The 19231-nt window shown below is 58.6% G+C and carries 15 protein-coding genes; 7 read left to right on the top strand and 8 right to left on the bottom strand.

Annotated features, from left to right (window positions below):
* Nucleotides 1–24 precede the first annotated feature (24 nt).
* Nucleotides 25–2793, top strand: coding sequence for a DNA topoisomerase (ATP-hydrolyzing) subunit A (gene gyrA / locus CF137_RS03655; RefSeq protein WP_139718008.1), 2769 nt, complete (start codon nt 25–27; stop codon nt 2791–2793).
* A gap of 119 nt (nt 2794–2912) precedes the next feature.
* Here the strand turns inward: gyrA and CF137_RS03660 are convergent, their stop codons facing one another.
* Entirely contained in the window at nt 2913–4310 is a 1398-nt protein-coding gene (locus CF137_RS03660; protein WP_162515825.1) for an alpha-amylase family protein, read from the bottom strand.
* A gap of 261 nt (nt 4311–4571) precedes the next feature.
* Between CF137_RS03660 and CF137_RS22060 the strand changes: the two genes are divergently transcribed.
* A complete protein-coding gene (locus tag CF137_RS22060) occupies nt 4572–4730 on the top strand; it encodes a hypothetical protein (RefSeq protein WP_162850428.1) in 159 nt (52 codons plus the stop codon).
* 139 nt (nt 4731–4869) lie between these two features.
* Here CF137_RS22060 and CF137_RS03665 read toward each other — a convergent pair whose 3' ends face one another.
* Complete coding sequence (locus CF137_RS03665; RefSeq protein WP_139718010.1) at nt 4870–5925, bottom strand: PA0069 family radical SAM protein; 1056 nt, start codon at nt 5923–5925, stop codon at nt 4870–4872.
* 174 nt (nt 5926–6099) lie between these two features.
* Here CF137_RS03665 and CF137_RS03670 point away from each other — a divergent pair, with 174 nt between their 5' ends.
* The gene (locus tag CF137_RS03670) at nt 6100–6696 is read left to right on the top strand and encodes a tetratricopeptide repeat protein (protein WP_162515827.1); all 597 of its coding nucleotides are present in this window, start codon (nt 6100–6102) and stop codon (nt 6694–6696) included.
* 98 nt (nt 6697–6794) lie between these two features.
* Here CF137_RS03670 and CF137_RS03675 read toward each other — a convergent pair whose 3' ends face one another.
* From CF137_RS03675 to selD, 3 genes are read right to left on the bottom strand one after another with little or no spacing between them, the layout of a single operon-like run.
* Complete coding sequence (locus CF137_RS03675) at nt 6795–7439, bottom strand: MBL fold metallo-hydrolase (RefSeq protein WP_139718014.1); 645 nt, start codon at nt 7437–7439, stop codon at nt 6795–6797.
* A 31-nt stretch (nt 7440–7470) separates the two neighbouring features.
* Nucleotides 7471–8586, bottom strand: a complete 1116-nt coding sequence (mnmH, locus tag CF137_RS03680; protein ID WP_139718016.1) for a tRNA 2-selenouridine(34) synthase MnmH — start codon at nt 8584–8586, stop codon at nt 7471–7473.
* 13 nt (nt 8587–8599) lie between these two features.
* Nucleotides 8600–9637 carry a selenide, water dikinase SelD gene (gene selD / locus CF137_RS03685; RefSeq protein ID WP_139718018.1) on the bottom strand — a complete coding sequence of 346 codons (1038 nt, stop codon included), beginning with the start codon at nt 9635–9637 and terminating at the stop codon, nt 8600–8602.
* A gap of 395 nt (nt 9638–10032) precedes the next feature.
* Here selD and CF137_RS03690 point away from each other — a divergent pair, with 395 nt between their 5' ends.
* Nucleotides 10033–10461: a GNAT family N-acetyltransferase gene (locus tag CF137_RS03690; RefSeq protein ID WP_139718020.1), complete on the top strand. Its 429-nt coding sequence runs from the start codon at nt 10033–10035 to the stop codon at nt 10459–10461.
* A 37-nt stretch (nt 10462–10498) separates the two neighbouring features.
* On the opposite strand, the gene CF137_RS03695 is transcribed toward CF137_RS03690, so the two are convergent.
* The gene (locus CF137_RS03695; protein WP_139718022.1) at nt 10499–11680 is read right to left on the bottom strand and encodes an acyltransferase family protein; all 1182 of its coding nucleotides are present in this window, start codon (nt 11678–11680) and stop codon (nt 10499–10501) included.
* A 374-nt stretch (nt 11681–12054) separates the two neighbouring features.
* Nucleotides 12055–13248, bottom strand: coding sequence for a class I SAM-dependent methyltransferase (locus CF137_RS03700; RefSeq protein WP_042023211.1), 1194 nt, complete (start codon nt 13246–13248; stop codon nt 12055–12057).
* A gap of 293 nt (nt 13249–13541) precedes the next feature.
* Here CF137_RS03700 and CF137_RS22380 point away from each other — a divergent pair, with 293 nt between their 5' ends.
* Nucleotides 13542–15107, top strand: coding sequence for a flagellin N-terminal helical domain-containing protein (locus tag CF137_RS22380; RefSeq protein WP_162515828.1), 1566 nt, complete (start codon nt 13542–13544; stop codon nt 15105–15107).
* Between the two features lie 322 nt (nt 15108–15429).
* Nucleotides 15430–15702, top strand: a complete 273-nt coding sequence (locus tag CF137_RS03710; RefSeq protein WP_139718024.1) for an acylphosphatase — start codon at nt 15430–15432, stop codon at nt 15700–15702.
* A gap of 125 nt (nt 15703–15827) precedes the next feature.
* Here CF137_RS03710 and metG read toward each other — a convergent pair whose 3' ends face one another.
* A complete protein-coding gene (gene metG, locus CF137_RS03715; RefSeq protein ID WP_139718026.1) occupies nt 15828–17858 on the bottom strand; it encodes a methionine--tRNA ligase in 2031 nt (676 codons plus the stop codon).
* A 187-nt stretch (nt 17859–18045) separates the two neighbouring features.
* Between metG and apbC the strand changes: the two genes are divergently transcribed.
* Nucleotides 18046–19128 (top strand): iron-sulfur cluster carrier protein ApbC, encoded by a 1083-nt coding sequence (gene apbC / locus CF137_RS03720; protein ID WP_098969448.1) that lies wholly within the window; start codon nt 18046–18048, stop codon nt 19126–19128.
* The last annotated feature ends 103 nt before the right edge of the window (nt 19129–19231 follow it).

The raw sequence follows: 19231 nt of genomic DNA on the forward strand, positions 1-19231 counted from the left end.
AACTAATTAGGGATAAGGCTTTCTATGAGCGATCTGGCCAGAGAGATCACGCCGATCAACATCGAAGAAGAGCTCAAGAGTTCCTATCTTGATTACGCCATGAGCGTGATCGTAGGACGAGCTCTGCCGGATGTGCGTGATGGCTTGAAACCGGTTCACCGCCGCGTTCTGTTTGCTATGAACGAGTTGGGGAACGACTGGAACAAGCCCTATAAAAAATCGGCCCGTGTGGTCGGTGACGTAATTGGTAAATATCACCCGCACGGCGATAGCGCTGTGTATGACACCATTGTCCGGATGGCGCAGGATTTCTCCATGCGTTACATGCTGGTCGATGGTCAGGGCAACTTCGGTTCGGTCGACGGCGATAGCGCCGCGGCGATGCGTTATACCGAAGTGCGGATGGCCCGCATCTCCCACGAGTTGCTGGCTGATCTGGACAAAGAGACCGTGGATTGGGTGCCGAACTATGACGGCACCGAGATGATCCCGGCGGTCATGCCGACCAAGGTGCCCAACTTGCTGGTCAACGGCTCCTCCGGTATTGCGGTGGGCATGGCGACCAACATTCCGCCTCACAACCTCACCGAGATAGTCAATGGCTGTCTGGCGCTGATTGAGAATGGCAATCTCACCATCGATGAGTTGATGACCTACATCACCGGGCCTGATTTCCCCACCGGCGCCATCATCAACGGTCGTGCCGGCATAGTGCAGGCCTACCGTACCGGTCGTGGCTCTGTCTATGTGCGGGCCAAGGCTGAAGTGGAGGTGGACGACAAGACCCATCGCGAGACCATCATCGTTCACGAGCTGCCTTATCAGGTGAACAAAGCGCGGTTGATCGAGAAGATCGCCGAGCTGGTCAAAGAGAAGAAGGTTGAGGGCATCAGTGCCCTGCGTGATGAGTCCGACAAGGACGGCATGCGCATCGTTATCGAGATCAAACGCGGCGAGTCTGGCGAGATTGTGCTGAACAATCTCTACAAGCACACCCAGTTGCAGACCACCTTTGGTATCAACATGGTGGCGCTTGATAACAATCAGCCCAAGTTGATGAACCTTAAAGACATTCTGGATGCGTTCCTGCTGCACCGTCGTGAAGTGGTGACTCGCCGGACTGTGTTCGAACTGCGCAAAGCGCGGGATCGGGCGCACATCCTGGAAGGTCTGGCGGTCGCACTGGCCAACATTGACCCGATCATCGAGCTGATCCGTCACTCCGACACCGCTGCCGACGCCAAAGCCAAGCTTGTAGCTCGGGGATGGGATCTTGGCAACGTAGCCGCCATGCTGGAAAAAGCGGGCGACGACGCGGCCCGTCCGGAGTGGCTGGAGCCAGAGTTCGGCATTCGCGAAGGAAGTTACTTCCTGACCGAACAGCAAGCTCAGGCCATCCTTGACCTGCGTCTGCACAAGTTGACCGGTCTCGAGCACGGCAAGATCCTGGAAGAGTATCAATCTCTGCTGGATCTGATCGCCGAGCTGCTGTTTATCCTGGCAAGCCCGGAACGGCTGATGGAAGTGATCCGCGATGAACTGCTGGCGGTGCGCGAGCAGTATGGCGACGAGCGTCGCACAGAGATCAACTTCTCTAGCATCGAGCTCAATACCAAGGATCTGATCACCCCGGAAGACGTGGTGGTGACCCTGTCTCACCAAGGTTATGTGAAGTATCAGCCGATCACCGACTACGAGGCCCAGCGCCGCGGTGGTCGTGGCAAGTCGGCCACCCGGATCAAGGAAGAGGACTTTGTGGAGCGTCTGCTGGTGGCCAACACTCACGACACCATTCTGTGCTTCTCCACCCGTGGCAAGGTTTATTGGCTTGAGGTGTATCAGCTGCCGGAGGCGTCCCGTGGCGCCCGTGGCCGTCCGATCATCAACTTACTGCCGCTGGAAGAGGGTGAGCGCATCACCGCCATTCTGCCGGTCAAAGAGTATGCTGACGACAAGTATGTGTTCTTCGCCACCGCTGACGGTACCGTGAAGAAGACCAGCCTGTCTGCGTTCAGCCGTCCGCTCTCCTCCGGGATCCGTGCCATCAACCTCAAAGAGGGCGATGAGCTGATCGGAGTCGATATCACCGATGGCAGCAACGAGATCATGTTGTTCTCCGATGCGGGCAAGGTGGTTCGCTTCGCCGAAGGCAGTGGTCGCGCAGATGCCGCCGATGCGGATGTCAGCGATGATGTTGAGGCCGATGACGATAGCGCCATTGACGCTGGCAACGACGACGATGCCGGCGAAGGCAACGACAACACCGAAAGCAAGGGCACCTTCAAGGGCGTCCGTCCGATGGGTCGCACTGCCGGTGGTGTTCGTGGTATCCGCCTGCTCAACGGTGACAAGGTGGTTTCCCTGATCGTCCCCCGTGGCGAGGGTGCCATCCTGACCGCCACCGAGAACGGTTACGGCAAGCGTACCGCGCTGACCGAGTACCCGACCAAGAGCCGTGGTACCCAGGGCGTTCGCTCCATCAAGGTGGACGAGCGTAACGGCAAGGTGATCGATGCGATCCAGGTCGACGATACCGACCAGATCATGCTGATCACCAACGGCGGCACCCTGGTGCGTACCCGTGTTGCCGAGGTGAGCGTCATTGGCCGTAACACCGGCGGTGTCCGTCTGATCCGTACCGGTGAAGACGAGACCGTGGTGGGGCTGCAGCGCATCGCCGAGAGCGACGAAGACGAGAACGACGTAGTGGCGGTTGACGGTGAGGTGTCTGAAGGCACTGATATCGCGCCAGAAGTCGGCTCTGCCGATGCAGAGGAAGCTGGGGACGAGTAATCGTTCCCCGGTTTTCTGGTCAAACGACCTGTGCGAAAAGAGCGACCATGGTGGTCGCTCTTTTTATTTGTCTGCTTTTTATGGCGGTCAGCTGACCGCACGACAGGGGGCGGGGGTGATCACTCCTGCAACCACATTCTGGCGCTGCGGGCGGGAATGGCGACCCGTACCCACTGGCTCTGCACCTTGACCACGGCGCCTTGGTCGAGCACGTCCCGATAGTTGCGATACCAGTTCATCTCGAACTTGGCGGTATCAAGCCAGTACTCCTGCTCATAGTCGCACTTGTTGATACCGACCAGCCCCTGCTTGCCACGCTTGAACAGCACGAAGCAGTCGCCGCTGCCGACCAGCTGCATCGGCTGACCCTGCACTGCATTGTGGAAGCGGATCATTCCCTTGAGATCGGCGCGCTGGTAGTAATCCTGCCAGCGCAGTCCGTCCTTGGCCTGGGTTTCGCCGTGATCGGAATAGACCAGCGGTGAGCCGCCATCGCGGCCGAGCAGGTAGGCATAGGCCAGCTTCTCGTCAGTTTGACTGAGGATCTGATAGCGGAAACCATCGTTGGTGGGGATGTCGTGGGTCACGGCAAAGGTGACGGCGCGGCTACCCAGCAGCGCCTGACCATAGGCTCCCGGATCGGCCAGCAGGTTCATGCTGCCGCCATACCCCAGCGCCCCGCGCAGGGAGGCAAACAGCGGAAAGTCATAGGCTCCTTGGCCGCTGCTGTCGAGGTAGGGTTTGAGGAAGCGCTCGTAATCGGTGCTGCCAGCGCCCCCGGTGGTGATCACCTCGCCAAACACCTGCATCCCCTGTTTGATCTCGGGGGTGAACACGGCGTTTATCTGGTAATCGCTCATGTGTTTGACCGCATCGACCCGGAAGCCCTTGATCCCCATCCCCTTGAGCGCTTTGAGATAGGCCTGCTGCTGGCTCACCACCCAGTTGTTGGGGTCAAGATCCGGCAGTCCCTTGTCACCGACACCGCCACAGAGTCGCCAGTACTGGACATGGCCCGGATCGCTCCAGTCGCTGATGCACCCTTCGGGATGAAAGTCGGCGGCGGCCAGCAGGTTTTGCCCCAGATCGCCAAACAGCTTCTGGCGCTCGAAATAGGCCGGGTTGGCGGCGTACTGGCCGAGCAGCTCGTTGCCGGGGTAGTTGAGGTCCTGGCGCTTCCAGCTTTCGTTGGCCATGTGGTTGAGCACCACATCGGCATAGACGGCGATGCCCCGCGCTTTCATGGTGGCGATCAGCTGTTCGAGATCCTGCTTGTTGCCAAGAGGGGTGTCGATAAGGCGCAGATCCTGCGGCTGGTAACGGGCCCACCACTCGTTGCCCGAGGATTTCAGTGGCGGCGAGATCAGTACCTGTTTGTAACCGGCTGACTTGATAAGGTCGGCTTTGGCCGTCACCTCACTGTACTGCCAGTTGAAGGCGTGCAGTATGACGTCGGCGTGCGCCAAGGGAGCGATCAGCATGCCTGCGATCGCCCAGATTCCCGCTGTGTGTTTCATTATTGTGTCCCTGTTTTTATAGATGCCTGAATGGGCAAGCCAGCTTTGGCGGGAACAGGGCGTGCTGCAATTCACAACCTGCGGATTTGTGACCGATTTCAGGATGATTTAGCCGGATTTGTGAGCTGTTGCTGCTTTTCCCTGCCACGGCCAGTCGCCGCTTCACCAGTGATCCGTTGTCATTTCCCTGTCATCCTCAGCCGCTATCCTGCTGTCCGAGTGGTGCGCTGTTGCCATCACCGTCACCATCAGGAGCTGCATATGACCAGTTGGATCACGTGGGAAATTTGGTGGAGCCGGGTATGGGGCGAGTCAGCGGCGCAGCAGGGCGGGGAAGATGAGCACCAAGTGGCCCATGAACCCTCGCGGCTGCCGGCTGAAATGGTGCAACAGCGGCGGGAGGATCGAGTGGAGCTCTGACGTCGCTGCTCTCGGGAAACACCATCGTCTCGCGAAAGCGTGTCTACTCGGGAAACTCGGCTTTCCCGAGTGCTATTGCGCGATATGGCAAGGCTGTTGACGACCGACAAGGGATACCGTTTGCCTCAAACCGGCGGGATTAGAACAGCGACAGCTGCTCCCCGGGGCGGATAAAACTATCCTGCCTGAGCTGAATATGACGTTTGCCAAGGCCAAGGCGCTTGCTGATAAGGCGAAAGCGTTGGGCCAGCAGATCGGCAAACTGCCCCTCGCCCCGCATCCGCGAACCAAATGCCACACTGTTGAGCCCGCCACCCCGGCTGGCTCGCAACTGATTCAGGATGGCCTCCTTCTGACCGGGATAGTGGGTATCGAGCCAGTCACCAAATAGCGGCGCCAGCTCGTGGGGCAGCCGCAGCAGGATGTAATCGGCGCAACTGGCGCCCGCCTCGGCTGCCGATTTGATGATCTGCTCCAGCTCCGGCTCATTGAGCCGCGGGATCATCGGGGCGGCCAGTACCCCCACCTGCACGCCAGCGCTGGCCAGCTTCTCGATCACTTTCAAGCGGCCTGCGCCCGTGCTGGCGCGGGGTTCCAGCTGTCGCCGCAGGGTTTCGTTCAAGGTCGTCACCGACACCATCACCTGACAAAGTCCCTCGCTGGCCAGCTCGGTCAACAGATCGAGGTCGCGCAAGATCATGGCGCTCTTGGTAATGAGGCCGACCGGATGGCGGTGGGCCAGCATTACCTCCAATAGTTGGCGAGTGAGGCGATAACGCTGTTCTATGGGTTGGTAGGGGTCGGTATTGGCGCCAATGACGATGGTCTGTGGCTGGTAGGCCGGTTTGGCAAACTCCCGGCGCAGCAGATCGGCCCCATTGCGTTTGGCAAACAGCTTGCTCTCGAAATCGAGGCCGGGGGAGAGCTCCAGATAGGCGTGACTGGGTCTGGCATAGCAGTAGATACAGCCATGTTCGCACCCCTGATAGGGGTTGATGGAGCGACCAAACGGGACATCCGGCGAGCTGTTGTAGCTGATGATGCTGCGCGCGTCGATCTCCCGCACCTCGGTGCTAGGCACAGAGTGGGTGAAAGCAGCATCCCAATCGGACGATTGCCAGCCATCATCAACCGCCTCGACAAGGGGGCCACTGAAACGGTGATCGATATTGTGGGGGCTGCCGCGTCCGGCCATGGTGCGCACCTATACTGGTTATATATACAGTTATTTTGCAAGTACGACGGAGAAATGACAACGATTGACTATCGGTGTGGCGTAAAAAGGGTATGTCACCGGGATCTGTTGCTTGATCGCAGAGCTACATTTCGTTTACATAGACGAAATGAGAACTGGATCACGGAAATCATCATGAGACCTACAACTTCCCGTTGGCTGTTTATCGGTCTGCTTGGCCTGGTTATCTGGCGTTTGATCCCGCTCTCCACCGAGCAGGAGCTGGCGTCTGCCAACCGTGCCTGGCGCACCGGTCACTTCGATGAGGCGACCCGGATCTGGTCACCGCTGGCGGCGCAGGGGCAACCCAGGGCGCAAGCCTTGATGGGCTGGAGCCATGAAGTGGGGCAGGGGAGCGAGCAGGATATGAACCGGGCCATCACTCTCTACCGCCAGTCGGCGCAGGCGGGGGATGCTTTTGGTCAATATCGGCTGGCAGAGCTCTATCTGCGCGGTGTCGGGGTAAAGCGGGATCTGCGAGAAGCCTTTCACTGGATGGAGCAGGCCGCCCGCAACGGTGATGTACCTGCCATGTTGAAAGTCGGCGTGCTTCATCTGATGGGGGCGAGTGGCAGAGTCGATTTGCCTCAGGCGAAACAGTGGCTCTATCAGGCGGCGCAAAAGGGCAACAAGTTGGCGCTGCAGGTGCTGCAAGAGCTGGCGCTGGCCGAGGAGGGGAGCAGTACCTTCGACTTCAACTGGCAGCCACTGCTCGGTGACATGACCTCTTAACCACCTTTACCGCAGACGCGTGCAATGCTGAATTGAAGTGCTGAGAATAAAGGTGTGGAAAAAGAAAGGCAGCGGCTGGTGACCGCTGCCTTTTTTGATCACCAGATAGGCTGGGTCAGGTAGGGGTTACTTGTCTTCTCGCGGCCGAACGTGGAGCTGGGGCCGTGGCCCGGGATAAAGACGATGTCGTCACCCAGCGGCAGCAGGGTCTCGGTGATCGACTTGATCAGCGTTCCGTGATCGCCACGGGGGAAGTCGGTGCGGCCGATGCTGCCAGCAAACAGCACGTCGCCAACCCAGGCGAGTTTTTCAGCCTGGGAGAGCAGCACGATATGGCCCGGGGTGTGGCCGGGGCAGAAGTAAACCTCCAGCTCGCACTGGCCAAGCTGCACCTTGTCGCCCTGTGCCAGCCACTGGTCGGGGCTAAAGGCAGGGGTATGGGCGAAGCCGAACATCTGACTCTGCTGGGGCAGCATGTCGAGCCAGAAGGCGTCTTCCTTGTGGGGGCCGGTGATGGCCACGCCGGTCTTCTCCCGCAACTCTGCCGCCGCGCCCACGTGATCCAGATGACCGTGGGTCAGCAGGATGTGGGTCAGGGTCAGCCCGCGCTTGGCGATGGCCGCCAGCAGTTTGTCCGCTTCGCCACCCGGGTCGATCAGCGCCGCCTGACGGGTTTCATCACACCAGATGAGGGAGCAGTTCTGGGCGAACTGGGTGACCGGGATCACCTCGAATTTCAACATGTGGGGTCCTCTTGTTGGAAAGGCGACGGGGTCAGCCTAGTTGCCCGTTGGCGTGCTGCTCGGCGAAGTAGTCGAGACAGGCTTGCTTGTCGCCGCGAAACACGATGCGTTCCTGCTTGTTGCCAAGCTGGTAGAGATACATGGGGTCGTAGTAGCGGGTCAGCAGCAGGGTGATCCAGGCCAGATGCAGCTCGGTGGCGCCGCTGTTGGCCTGCTCGGTGAGGGCGGTCTGCATCAGGGCATCCAGCTCGCGGTGGGCCTGATCGCCAAGGCGGCGCTTGAGGCGGGCCAGCGCATCGGTGAGATAGGCGGCAAACAGCGGCCATCCCGCTTCATTGCCATACATCTCTTGATAGCGCAGCCAGAGATCGTGCACGTAATCTTCACGGATCTGTTCGGCGCGCTCGCACTGCGGCACATCCACCACCACCAACGGTGCTTGACTCATGGCCTCATGGAGGGAAATAGGCAGGCAGCAGCGACCGATCAGGCGGCTCTCATCTTCCACCACAAAGGCATGTTCGCCCTGATGGCGGCGCTTGAGCAGCTCGATGGCCATGTTGTTTTCAAAGTTGATATTGCTGGGCTGGCCGCCGGGCAGCTGACCAAACGACGAGCCTCTGTGGTGGGCATGGCCTTCCAGATCGAGCGCTTGAGCCACATGGTCCAGCATATGGGTCTTGCCGGAGCCGGTCATGCCGGTCAGCACAGTCCAATGGCACTCGGCGGAGGCCTTGTCCTGGGTTTCTATCAGAAAGCGGCGCAGCTCCTTGTAGCCACCGGCGACGCGAGGGCGGGTGATCCCGGCATCAGCCAGCCACTGTTGTACGGTTTGCGAGCGCAGGCCGCCGCGAAAGCAGTAGAGCAGGGCATCGGGCTGCTGGCGCAATTGTGCCAGCCAGCCTTCGACTCGCTCGGCGCGTACCGCCCCCCCCACCAGCTTGTGACCAAGGGCAATGGCGGCATCCTGCCCTTGCTTCTTGAAGCAGGTCCCCACCTGGGCGCGCTCATCGTCAGTCATCAGCGGCAGACTGGTCGAGCAGGGGAAGGCCCCCTCCTTGAACTCGATGGGGGCGCGCACATCAATCAGGGGCACATCGCCTAAAAAAATCTGGGCGTAGTCAGTGGCCAGCGGCAATTCACTCATTGGGCTATCTCACTCATTGGACAATCTCGATAAAGCGGGTGCCCTCAAGGGGCTTGATCTGGCCGATGGGCGAGAGCGCAAGACCCGCTTCGCGCGCGATGGCGAGCAGCGCGGCTTCGCTCTCCTTGCCCACGGCGACCAGCAGGCCACCGCTGGTTTGCGGATCGCACATGATGTTGCGGGTGCGATCATCCATGGCATCCAGCTTGTGGCCGTAGGAGTCGTGGTTACGGAGGGTACCGCCCGGTACGCAGCCCTCGGAGAGGTAGTAATCCACCTCGTCCAGCAGCGGCAGCGCCTTGAAGTCGAGACGGGCGCTGACTTTGGAGCCTTCGCACATCTCCAGCAGGTGACCGGCCAGACCAAAACCGGTGACGTCGGTCATGGCGTGAACCCCCGGCAGCTCGGCAAAACGCTGGCCAATCTTGTTGAGGGTGCACATGGCGTTGGGGGCCAGCTGCTCGTGCTCGGGCTTGAGCTTGCTCTTCTTCTGGGCGGTGGTGAGGATGCCGATACCGATGGGTTTGGTCAGATAGAGGGTGTCACCCACCTTGGCGGTATCGTTCTGCTTGATGGCATCCAGAGGCACGATACCGGTTACCGCGAGGCCGAAGATGGGCTCGGGGGCATCGATGCTGTGGCCACCGGCCAGCGAAATTCCCGCTTCATGGCACACCTGACGGCCGCCGTCGATCACCTGCTGGGCCACTTCGGCAGGCAGGGTATTGATGGGCCAGCCGAGGATGGCGATGGCAACGATGGGCTTGCCACCCATGGCGTAGATGTCGCTGATGGCATTGGTGGCGGCAATGCGGCCAAAGGTAAAAGGATCGTCGACGATGGGCATGAAGAAGTCGGTGGTGGAGACAATGCCCTGACCGTTGCCGATATCGACCACGGCTGCGTCATCCTTGCTGCTGTTGCCAACTACCAGGGTCGGGTCGTTGAAGCCCGGGATCTGGCTCTTGAGGATGGTGTCGAGTACCTTGGGAGAGATTTTGCAGCCGCAGCCAGCGCCGTGGCTGTATTGGGTCAGACGAATGGAAGACATACTTACCCCTTATGCAGAGGCTCTGTGGAGCCGTCTTGGTCAATGGGCGGCCTTGTAGATTGGAAGACAAGAAGCCGCAAATATGGGTGGCCTCGGTGCCAACAGCGGCAGCGATGACTGGCAGTTATGGAAGGCCGCCAGGCCGGACGGGGAACAAGAGGGCGACAAGGTGCGCCAGCGCAGCCCCGCCAAGGGCCACAGGACGGCGCATTATGCCACATTTGCCCCTTGGGGTTCGAACAGGAATTCACATAAACAGCAGGGAATTGCCCGCACTTGCGCGTCATCGGTCTGGATCCGCCGCGCACTGATTGATTGCAGTACAGATGCAGCAAAGAGAACGTCAATTGAGAGCAATAGCGCCTGCAACCACTGCGCCATAGGAGGAGATCTTCGTGACCACTACGTTTTTGGTTAACCACCCCATCACCACGGCGCAGTTTGCGGCGCTGTTGGCGCAGACCTCGCTGGGGGCGAGGCGTCCGCTGGACCATCCGGCCACCCTGCAGGGCATGCTGGATAACGCCAATCTGCTGATCACCGCCTGGCAGGGCGAGACCCTGGTCGGGGTGGCCCGCTCGGTGACTGATTTTTGCTTTTGTTGCTACCTCTCGGATCTGGCGGTGGTCGAGTCAGTGCAGGGGCAGGGGATTGGCAAAGCGCTGGTTCGCGAGACATTTTTGCAATTGCAGCCAGGCTGCAAGCTGATCCTGCTGGCCGCGCCGCAGGCGGTGGCGTACTACCCCAAGCTCGGATTTAGCCAGCACCCGAGCGCCTGGGTGATGAGCAGTCTGGATGAACTGGTGCTGGATGAGTTGGCATAAGACCGTCAACTCATCCAGACAGGACGGGGTTAACTTATCAGGCCTGCTCCAGCGCCGGTTGCCGTGACTTGCCCCAGCGGCGCAGGCGCCGTTGCAGTGGCCGCTCCAGCAGGTTGTAACTTAAAGAAGATAGCCCGATCAGCACCGCCAGCATCAGCAGGGTGGCCACCACCCCCAGCAGCGGGTTGGTCTGGCCATACCACCACTCGGTGAGCCCGGGCGCCAGATAGTGGATCAGTTCGCAGCCGGTGAGCAATACCAGCGCATGCAGCAGATAGATGGAGTAGGAGAGATCCCCCAGCCAGTTGGTGAAGCGGTTATCCAACAGGCGCAGCAGCGGACTCTGGCGTTCCCCCTGAGCGGCTGAAATCCAGATCAGCAGCACGTAGGATCCGATCAGCAGCAGGGTCAGCTGCGGCGTCATGGTGAACTGCATCAGCACGAAGGGCAGCACAAAGGCGATCAGCAGCGGCAGGTCTCGCTGCATCATGGGCAAGCCTTTCGCGGCCTTGACCCTCGGCAGCAGCCAGAGCCCGAGCACAAATTCACTTACCCCGCGCCCCACCGCCAGCGCCCCGCTGGTGACATCCAGGGTGCCGCGACTGTGCACGATAAACGCCAGTACCGTCAGCGCCAACAGGGGGGCGAGATGGCTCCAGCGACTGCGGGTCACCGCAAGCGGGATAAGCAGCGGGAACAGCAGGTAGCTAATCCACTCCACGCTGAGGGACCAGGCGGCGAAGTTCCAGGTCAACCCGTGATCGGTCACCACCTGCAGCAGCAGGAAGGCGCTTGGCAGCGCGTCAGCCGGGGTGAAGGGGGAGCCGAAGGGGGGCATCCCTTCCCACTCCCACATCTTGAACAAGGGGCCTGCATAGAAACCCACCCCGTGCTGCGCCTTGTAAAGCTCCCAGCCCACCAACAGCACCAGCGTCACCAGGTAGAGGGGGTAGACGCGGGTCAGCCGCAGCCAGAGGAAGCGGCCATAGCCGATGGTGCGGGGCCTGTGGTTGAAGGCCTCTCCGTAGACATGGGCCAGCACCACGCCGCTCAAAATAAAGAACAGATCGACCCAGAGGTAGCCGTTCTCGATGAGTTGGGTGTGGCCTGCGATCGACTCCATCCACTGGGGAAAGAGCAATAATCGGGCATGGAACAGCACCACCATCAGGGCAGCGATACCCCGCAGCGGCGTTAACAGCGGCAATGATTGATTCATAAAGGGATCCCTTGTGATGTTCAGCTTGGCCTGACATCGATTTTTGTTGTTGTGCCGCCCATCAATCCTGACGGACGGCTACCCCGGCTTGGCTGCCGCAGGCGGGATCACACTACAAAAAAGAGAGTCATACGGGTGTGATTTAAATCATAAATGTGCAGGAATTGTGCAAAAAAATTTAACAGGGCAAAAGTGGAGAACCGGCAGGGAAAGGGGACGACAAGGAAAGAGGAGGACAGGGAAAGTGGAAAGGGAAGAGTACAGAGAGGGGTAATAGGGATGGGTGAGAGTCAGGCTCAGGCCGATACACCGCGGCGCAAAACAATCAGGCCCACAAGGGGCCTGATTGATCACAAGGGGAGGCTGGTTGCCGATCAGCGGGCGCGTACCACCAGACCCTTGAGGTAGAAGCCTTCTGGATAGGCGGTACCTATGGGGTGATCGGAGGCCTGGGAGAGCAGCTCCAGGATCTGGGCATCGCGACCGGCATCGAGCGCCGCATCGGCAACGATCTTCTGGAACAGGCTCTGCTCCATCAGGCCGGAGCAGGAGTAGGTCAGCAGCACGCCACCCGGCGCCAGCAGCTGGAACGCCAGCATGTTGATGTCCTTGTAACCACGGCAGGCACCCAGCAGTTGGGCCTTGCTCTCGGCAAACTTGGGCGGATCCAGCACGATGACATCGAATTTCTCGCCCTTCTCGCGGTATTCACGTAGCAGCTTGAACACATCGTGACGGACGAACTGGGTGTTGCTGATATCGAGCCCGTTCAGCTCGGCGTTCTGGCGAGCGATATCCAGTGCATTCTGGGAGAGATCGACGTTGACCACCTCTTTGGCACCACCCTTGAGGGCATAAATGCCAAAACCACCGGTGTAGCTGAAGCAGTTAAGGACACGTTTGCCTTCGGTGTACTTGGAGACAGCCTGACGGTTGTCACGCTGATCCAGATAGAAGCCGGTTTTGTGGCCGTTGCGAATATCCACCAGGATCTTCACGCCGTCGTTCTCTTCGATCACCACCGGTTCGGTCGGGGCTTCGCCATAGATGACACCGGTACGCTCTTTCAGCCCCTCTTTTTTACGTACTGCTACGTCGGAGCGCTCATAGATGTTGCACTCGGGGTAGAGGGTACGCAGCGCCTGGGTGATCAGCTCACGCTGGAACTCGGCACCGGCAGAGAGGATCTGGCACACCAGAAAATCGGCATAACGGTCGATGGTCAGACCCGGCAGGCCATCGGACTCGGCGGCGCACAGACGATAGCCGGTGAGACCCTGACGCTTGATCAGCGGATCGCGAGACTCCTGCGCATATTTGAGGCGACGGATAAAGAAGTCGAGATCAACGGTCTCATTCTTGTCGAAGGTCCAGACCCGGGCACGGATCTGGGAGCTGCTTGACCAGGCACCACGGGCAAGCCACTTGCCATCGTTGGCGTAAATCTCGACGGTATCGCCGTCAACAGGATTACCTTCCACCCGCTCAATCCCCTTGGAGAAGATCCAGGGGTGACGGCGCAGCAGGGATTTTTCGCGACCTTTGACGAGATAGATGAATACGCTCATGGATGTTTGCCGATGGTAGAAAGAAAAGGGGCCACATTCTATGTGCAATAGGGCGGCTAAGCCAGTCTTTGCTGGTATATGACGGCGTGACTTACTGTGCGCCGGGACAACAACCAGGCGTTGGAGTGGCTGGGTTTGCTGAATCTTGATGTTGGCGTTTCACGCTGCTTATTTTATATGCATTGGTTGGTTGTGCTTGTTTTGTGTCCAATACGTGTTTTTGTGTGTGTAAAATATAATCAAATTAGCGTTTTTATCTTTTTTGTGGGGGATTTTCTCTAAAGAGTCATTTGATGATGTCGATAGTGGGGAAGACCATTTTGAATCTTTCCTGTATCGAGCTGCCCATGTCCCTCTCCATCGCCACCAATATTTCTGCCCTCAACGCTTCTCGCCATCTGGGTCAATCATCCAACACACTGGACTCGGTATATCGGCGACTCTCATCCGGCTTGCGCATCAACAGTGCCGCCGATGATGCGGCCGGCTTGCAGATCAGCAATCGTCTCACCAGCGAAGTAAACGGGACCAATACGGCTATCCGCAATGCCAACGATGGGATCTCGGTGATCAACGTGGCCGATGGTGCGCTCGATGAGTCGGTGAACCTGATGCAGCGGATGCGCACCTTGGCACTGCAGTCAGGAAGTGGTGCCAACACGGCAGAGGATCGCGTGGCCTTGAATGCTGAATTCAAGCAACTGCAGTTGGAGATGGATCGGATTGCCACAGACACCCGGTTTGCCGGACAGGACCTGCTGGCGGGAAGTTATAAAGGCATCTTCTCAGTCGGTGCCTATGCAGGACAGAATATCGTCATTACCGATCTCAATGCCCAGACCAAAAATCTGGGGGAGATGGAGTGGCGAGCGCGCAGTCCGGCAGGCAGTAAGCCTGGGGCGTACGACATTGCTGATCTCAAACTTTCATCTCAGCCTATCACTCTTAATGGCGTCACCTTTGACAAGGATTATTCCACCCTGGAAGCGTTCGTTGCAGATATTAATGGCACGACTTTTCCCAATAATCAGGGGCCGGTAAAAGCGCAACAACTGCCATTTTCAGTCGCCTCCGCAGTCGATTTAGCCGCATTACCCTCCTATATCGATGTGGCGGGCCACTCTGTGGATTTGACCACGGGCATTGATATGACCGGATGGGATCCGGTCAATCCGACAGCAAAAAACAGTGCCATCATGGCAACCGTGGTTCAACGCATCAACAGTACTGCGCAATCGGCAGGTCTGGGTTTTTATGTGAGTGCCTCCAACAACAACAATCCCGCCAGCAATGAACTGACCATGCATAGTGCTCAGGGCAACAGCCTTGCGCTGGCCAATGGCACAACGCACCCTCCGCAGCCTGCACCACCGGCGCCTCCGGTGGTCAGCAATTCTTCTCTGAGCGCTCTGCTGCCTGATGTTACCCCTACGACTTATATCGGTCAGATGGAACTGCACTCATCCGGTGACAAGTACTCCAATATTGATATGCAGGGAGCGAGCTTGAATGCACTGGGTTTTTATCAAGCAGACAAGAAGAAATATACCGTTGATAACATTGATGTTCTGAGTGATGACAACGCCAGCAGAGCGATCAAAACCCTGGATGCGGGCATGAAACAGCTGGGTGTTCAGCGTTCGCGGCTCGGTGCCCAGGCCAACGCGCTGGATTCGCGGGTGCGCAATCTGGCCAATGCCAATGAGAACCTCAGTGCTGCCCGCTCGCGGATCCGGGATGCCGATATGGCTGTCGAATCGGCGCGGTTGGTCAGCACCCAAATCTTGCAGCAAGCGAGTTCATCTATTTTGAGTCAGGCAAACAGTCGACCCAGTGCGGTACTGAGTCTGCTGCAATGAAGTGGGGGCAGTCAGTTGGGGGCTTATTTCCAGTCCTGTATCGCTCAGAGCTGCTATATCCGGGCTCCATTTGGTCGCCGACCCGTTGCAACAGCCTGACGCATCTTTCCTGTCTATGATTGGAAACCGCTTAGAAAGGTGATGATACAGAGGGGTCACCAGAGCGTGACATGGCATTTTTCACTGAGGGTGAGGTGAATGAGATAGCGGTCAATCCACCGGAATGTAACTTCTTTCATAATGAAGCCGCACCCTGCAGAAGAGAGTGTGTTGCGCTCATTATTATTGCGGGGATTTTTCTTAAGTGGGAGGTGATTGAGCAATGGGAGAGCAATCGTTTGTCATTCGGGTGTGGGGGCAGGTGCAGGGGGTCGGATTTCGCTATTTCACCCGGGAGCGGGCACTGCAACTGGGTTTGCGGGGTCACGCCTACAACCTGGAGGATGGCTCGGTGGAGATCCTCATCAGCGGCCCCGGGCAAGGGGTACAGATGATGCTTGGCTGGTTGGAGCATGGTCCGCGCACCGCCAGAGTGACCCGTATGGAGTATCAAAAGGCGCTGCCACCCACTGGTCAGGGCTTTCACACCAACTGAGCTGGCGCGATGAGGTGTCGCTAGGCTTGCGGGGGGCGGGAGTGTGGTTCGTGACGAGGGGACTATGCAAAGAGAGGCCAACTGGCCTCTCTTTGGGTGTATCGCGGTGAGCGTCGCCGGTGGCGTTACTTAACGCGCATCCCCGGTTGGGCACCTTCTTGTGGCTCCAGGATCCAGAGATCCTTGCCACCCGGGCCTGCGGCCAGCACCATCCCTTCGGACATGCCAAAACGCATCTTGCGCGGTGCCAGGTTGGCCACCATCACGGTCAGCTTGCCTTCCAGATCTTCCGGGTTGTAGGCAGATTTGATGCCAGCAAACACCTGACGGGTCTCGCCACCGATATCCAGCTGCAGCTTGAGCAGCTTCTCTGCTTCCGGCACCGCTTCTGCCTTGACGATCAGCGCGACGCGCAGGTCAATTTTGGCAAAATCCTCATAGGCGATGGTTTCGCTGATGGGATCGTCTGCCAGCGGGCCGGTCACTTTCGGTGCCTGCTCTTTGGCCAGATCTTCCTTGGAGGCTTCTACCATGGCTTCTACCTTGGCGGGCTCGATGCGGGAGAACAGCGCCTTGAACGGGGCCAGCTGGTGGTTGGTTAGCGGCTGGGCCACGCCATCCCAGGAGAGGGTTTCACCCAGGAAGGCTTCGGCACGTTCGGCCAACAGCGGCATCACCGGCTTGAGGTAGGCCATCAGCACCCGGAACAGGTTGATACCGACCGAGCAGACGGCTTGCAGCTCGGCATCCGCCCCTTCCTGCTTGGCAAGTACCCAGGGTGCCTTGTCATCCACATAGCGGTTGGCCTTGTCGGCCAGTGCCATGATTTCGCGGATAGCGCGGCTGAATTCACGGCTCTCGTACGCCTCGGCGATGGTGATGCGGGCGTTGGCGAACTCGGCGTAGAGCTCGGGCTCGGCGCAGGTGGCAGCCAGTTTGCCGTCGAAACGCTTGGCGATAAAGCCGGCGTTGCGGGAGGCGAGGTTGACCAGCTTGTTGACCACGTCGGCGTTGACGCGGGCTACAAAGTCATCGAGGTTCAAGTCCAGATCATCGATGCGGCTGTTGAGCTTGGCGGCGTAGTAGTAACGCAGGCACTCCGGATCCAGGTGGTTCAGATAGGTAGATGCCTTGATAAAGGTGCCCTTGGATTTGGACATCTTGGCACCGTTGACGGTGACATAACCGTGCACGCACACCTTGGTCGGCTTGCGGAAACCTGCGCCTTCCAGCATGGCTGGCCAGAACAGGGAGTGGAAGTAGACGATATCTTTGCCGATGAAGTGGTAGAGCTCGGCACTGGAGTCTGCTTTCCAGTAGCTGTCAAAATCCAGATCGTCACGCTTGTTGCACAGATTCTTGAACGAACCCATGTAACCGATGGGGGCATCGAGCCAGACATAGAAGTATTTGCCCGGCGCATCCGGGATCTCGAAGCCGAAGTAGGGGGCGTCACGGGTGATGTCCCACTGCTGCAAGCCGCTCTCGAACCACTCGCCCAGCTTGTTGGCCATCTCTTCTTGCAGGGCGCCGGAGTTGGTCCAGGCCTTGAGCATGTCTGCAAACTGCGGCAGGTCGAAGAAGAAGTGCTCGGAGTCTTTCATCACCGGGGTGGCGCCGGAGACGGCAGATTTCGGATCGATAAGCTCGGTCGGGCTGTAAGTGGCGCCGCAGCTGTCACAGTTGTCGCCGTATTGCTCCGGAGACTTGCACTTGGGGCAGGAGCCCTTGACGAAACGGTCCGGTAGGAACATGGATTTTTCCGGATCGAACAGCTGGGTAATGGTGCGGTTTTTGATGAAACCACCGGCTTTCAGACGACCGTAGATCAGCTCCGCCAGCTCGCGGTTCTCATCGCTGTGGGTGGAGTGGTAGTTGTCAAAGCTGATATTGAAACCGGCGAAATCGGTCTGGTGCTCTTTGGATACGGCCGCAATCATCTCTTCCGGGGTGATCCCCAGCTGTTGTGCTTTGAGCATGATCGGGGTGCCGTGGGCATCATCGGCACAGATGAAGTGCACCTGATGACCGCGCATTCGCTGATAACGAACCCAGATATCGGCCTGGATGTGTTCCAGCATGTGGCCAAGGTGGATGGAGCCATTGGCATAGGGAAGGGCGCAGGTTACCAGCATTGTACGAGGATCAGTTGCCATATAGTCGTTCTTGATGTGCTTGTTGGGATGATACAGTGCCGTGCATGTTACCCGAATTGGGGGTAGCCTGCCTAGGGTTGTGGCTGTGCCAACCTTGGCAGAACCTGCCGTTACGATGGCAGGCAAGCCACTGATTTGTGTGCGGTAACCGTTCACCTCAAGATAAAGACAAGATAATGAGGAGTTAATGGTGATTGATTCAGTAAAACAGATCCTCGCCGAATTTAAGCCTGCTGGTTGGCACAAGGATCTGGTCGATGCCGGCTTTGTCCGTGAGATCATCCGTCAGGATCAGGGGCTGACCATCCGGCTGGTATTGCCGTTTGCCGCGTTGTCGCTGCTCGATCAGCTCAAAGAGAACTTCGATGCCAGGCTGCGTAGCGCCACCGGTGTTTCCCGTATTGACTGGCAGCTTTCTATCGATGTCGCCAGCATGCCCAGAGCGCAGGGGCTGGCGGCGGTGCAGGGCATTCGCAACATCATCGTGGTCGCCTCCGGCAAGGGGGGGGTGGGCAAATCCACCACCGCGGTCAATCTGGCGTTGGCGCTGCAAAAAGAGGGGGCCCGTGTCGCCATCCTCGATGCCGATATTTACGGCCCCTCCATCCCCACCATGATGGGTACCCTCAAGGAGCAGCCGGTCAGTCGGGATGGCAAGTTGATGGAACCGGTGATGGCCTGCGGTCTCAAGAGCAACAGTATCGGTTATCTGGTTTCCGAGCAGGATGCCACCATCTGGCGTGGCCCGATGGCGAGCAAGGCGCTGGCGCAGATCCTCGGCGAAACCCGTTGGGGTGAAGTGGATTATCTGGTGGTGGACATGCCGCCGGGCACTGGCGATATTCAACTCACCATGGCCCAGCAGGTGCCCACCTCGGCGGCCGTCATTGTCACCACCCCGCAAGATGTGGCACTGGCCGATGCCCGCAAGGGGATCGCCATGTTCAACAAGGTCAATGTGCCGGTGCTCGGTATCATCGAGAACATGAGTTACCACGTCTGCAGCGCCTGTGGTCACCATGAGCCGCTGTTCGGTACCGGTGGTGGTCAAAAGATGGCAGAGCAGTACCAAGTGGCGCTGCTTGGCCAGTTGCCGCTGCACATCGATATCCGCCAACACATGGATGATGGCTGCCCAACCGTGTTCGGCGCACCGGAAGGGAGCCTGGCTCAGGCCTATTTGAAGCTGGCGCGCAGGGTAGGTGCCGAACTCTTTTTCAGCGCAAAACCGATTGCGACCCCCCTCTATGCCATGGCGCTGGATGAATAATCGGCTATCGGTCACTTGAAAGGGAATTGAGGGTGGGCATTGCCCACCCTTTTTTATATAATGGATCGGTTTAAACCACCCCCACTGCTCTTCTCTTTTAGGT

This window comes from Aeromonas sobria (assembly GCF_006243315.1).
In the GTDB taxonomy this organism is placed as follows: Bacteria; Pseudomonadota; Gammaproteobacteria; order Enterobacterales; family Aeromonadaceae; genus Aeromonas; species Aeromonas sobria_A.

Coding starts and splice junctions, on each gene's coding strand:
- CF137_RS22060 (WP_162850428.1), top strand. CDS start 4,572: ATGACCAGTTGGATCACGTGGGAAATTTGGTGGAGCCGGGTATGGGGC.
- CF137_RS03695 (WP_139718022.1), bottom strand. CDS start 11,680: ATGAATCAATCATTGCCGCTGTTAACGCCGCTGCGGGGTATCGCTGCC.
- CF137_RS22380 (WP_162515828.1), top strand. CDS start 13,542: ATGATGTCGATAGTGGGGAAGACCATTTTGAATCTTTCCTGTATCGAG.
- metG (WP_139718026.1), bottom strand. CDS start 17,858: ATGGCAACTGATCCTCGTACAATGCTGGTAACCTGCGCCCTTCCCTAT.
- CF137_RS03710 (WP_139718024.1), top strand. CDS start 15,430: ATGGGAGAGCAATCGTTTGTCATTCGGGTGTGGGGGCAGGTGCAGGGG.
- CF137_RS03670 (WP_162515827.1), top strand. CDS start 6,100: ATGAGACCTACAACTTCCCGTTGGCTGTTTATCGGTCTGCTTGGCCTG.
- mnmH (WP_139718016.1), bottom strand. CDS start 8,586: ATGAGTGAATTGCCGCTGGCCACTGACTACGCCCAGATTTTTTTAGGC.
- gyrA (WP_139718008.1), top strand. CDS start 25: ATGAGCGATCTGGCCAGAGAGATCACGCCGATCAACATCGAAGAAGAG.
- CF137_RS03665 (WP_139718010.1), bottom strand. CDS start 5,925: ATGGCCGGACGCGGCAGCCCCCACAATATCGATCACCGTTTCAGTGGC.
- selD (WP_139718018.1), bottom strand. CDS start 9,637: ATGTCTTCCATTCGTCTGACCCAATACAGCCACGGCGCTGGCTGCGGC.
- CF137_RS03700 (WP_042023211.1), bottom strand. CDS start 13,248: ATGAGCGTATTCATCTATCTCGTCAAAGGTCGCGAAAAATCCCTGCTG.
- CF137_RS03675 (WP_139718014.1), bottom strand. CDS start 7,439: ATGTTGAAATTCGAGGTGATCCCGGTCACCCAGTTCGCCCAGAACTGC.
- apbC (WP_098969448.1), top strand. CDS start 18,046: ATGGTGATTGATTCAGTAAAACAGATCCTCGCCGAATTTAAGCCTGCT.
- CF137_RS03660 (WP_162515825.1), bottom strand. CDS start 4,310: ATGAAACACACAGCGGGAATCTGGGCGATCGCAGGCATGCTGATCGCT.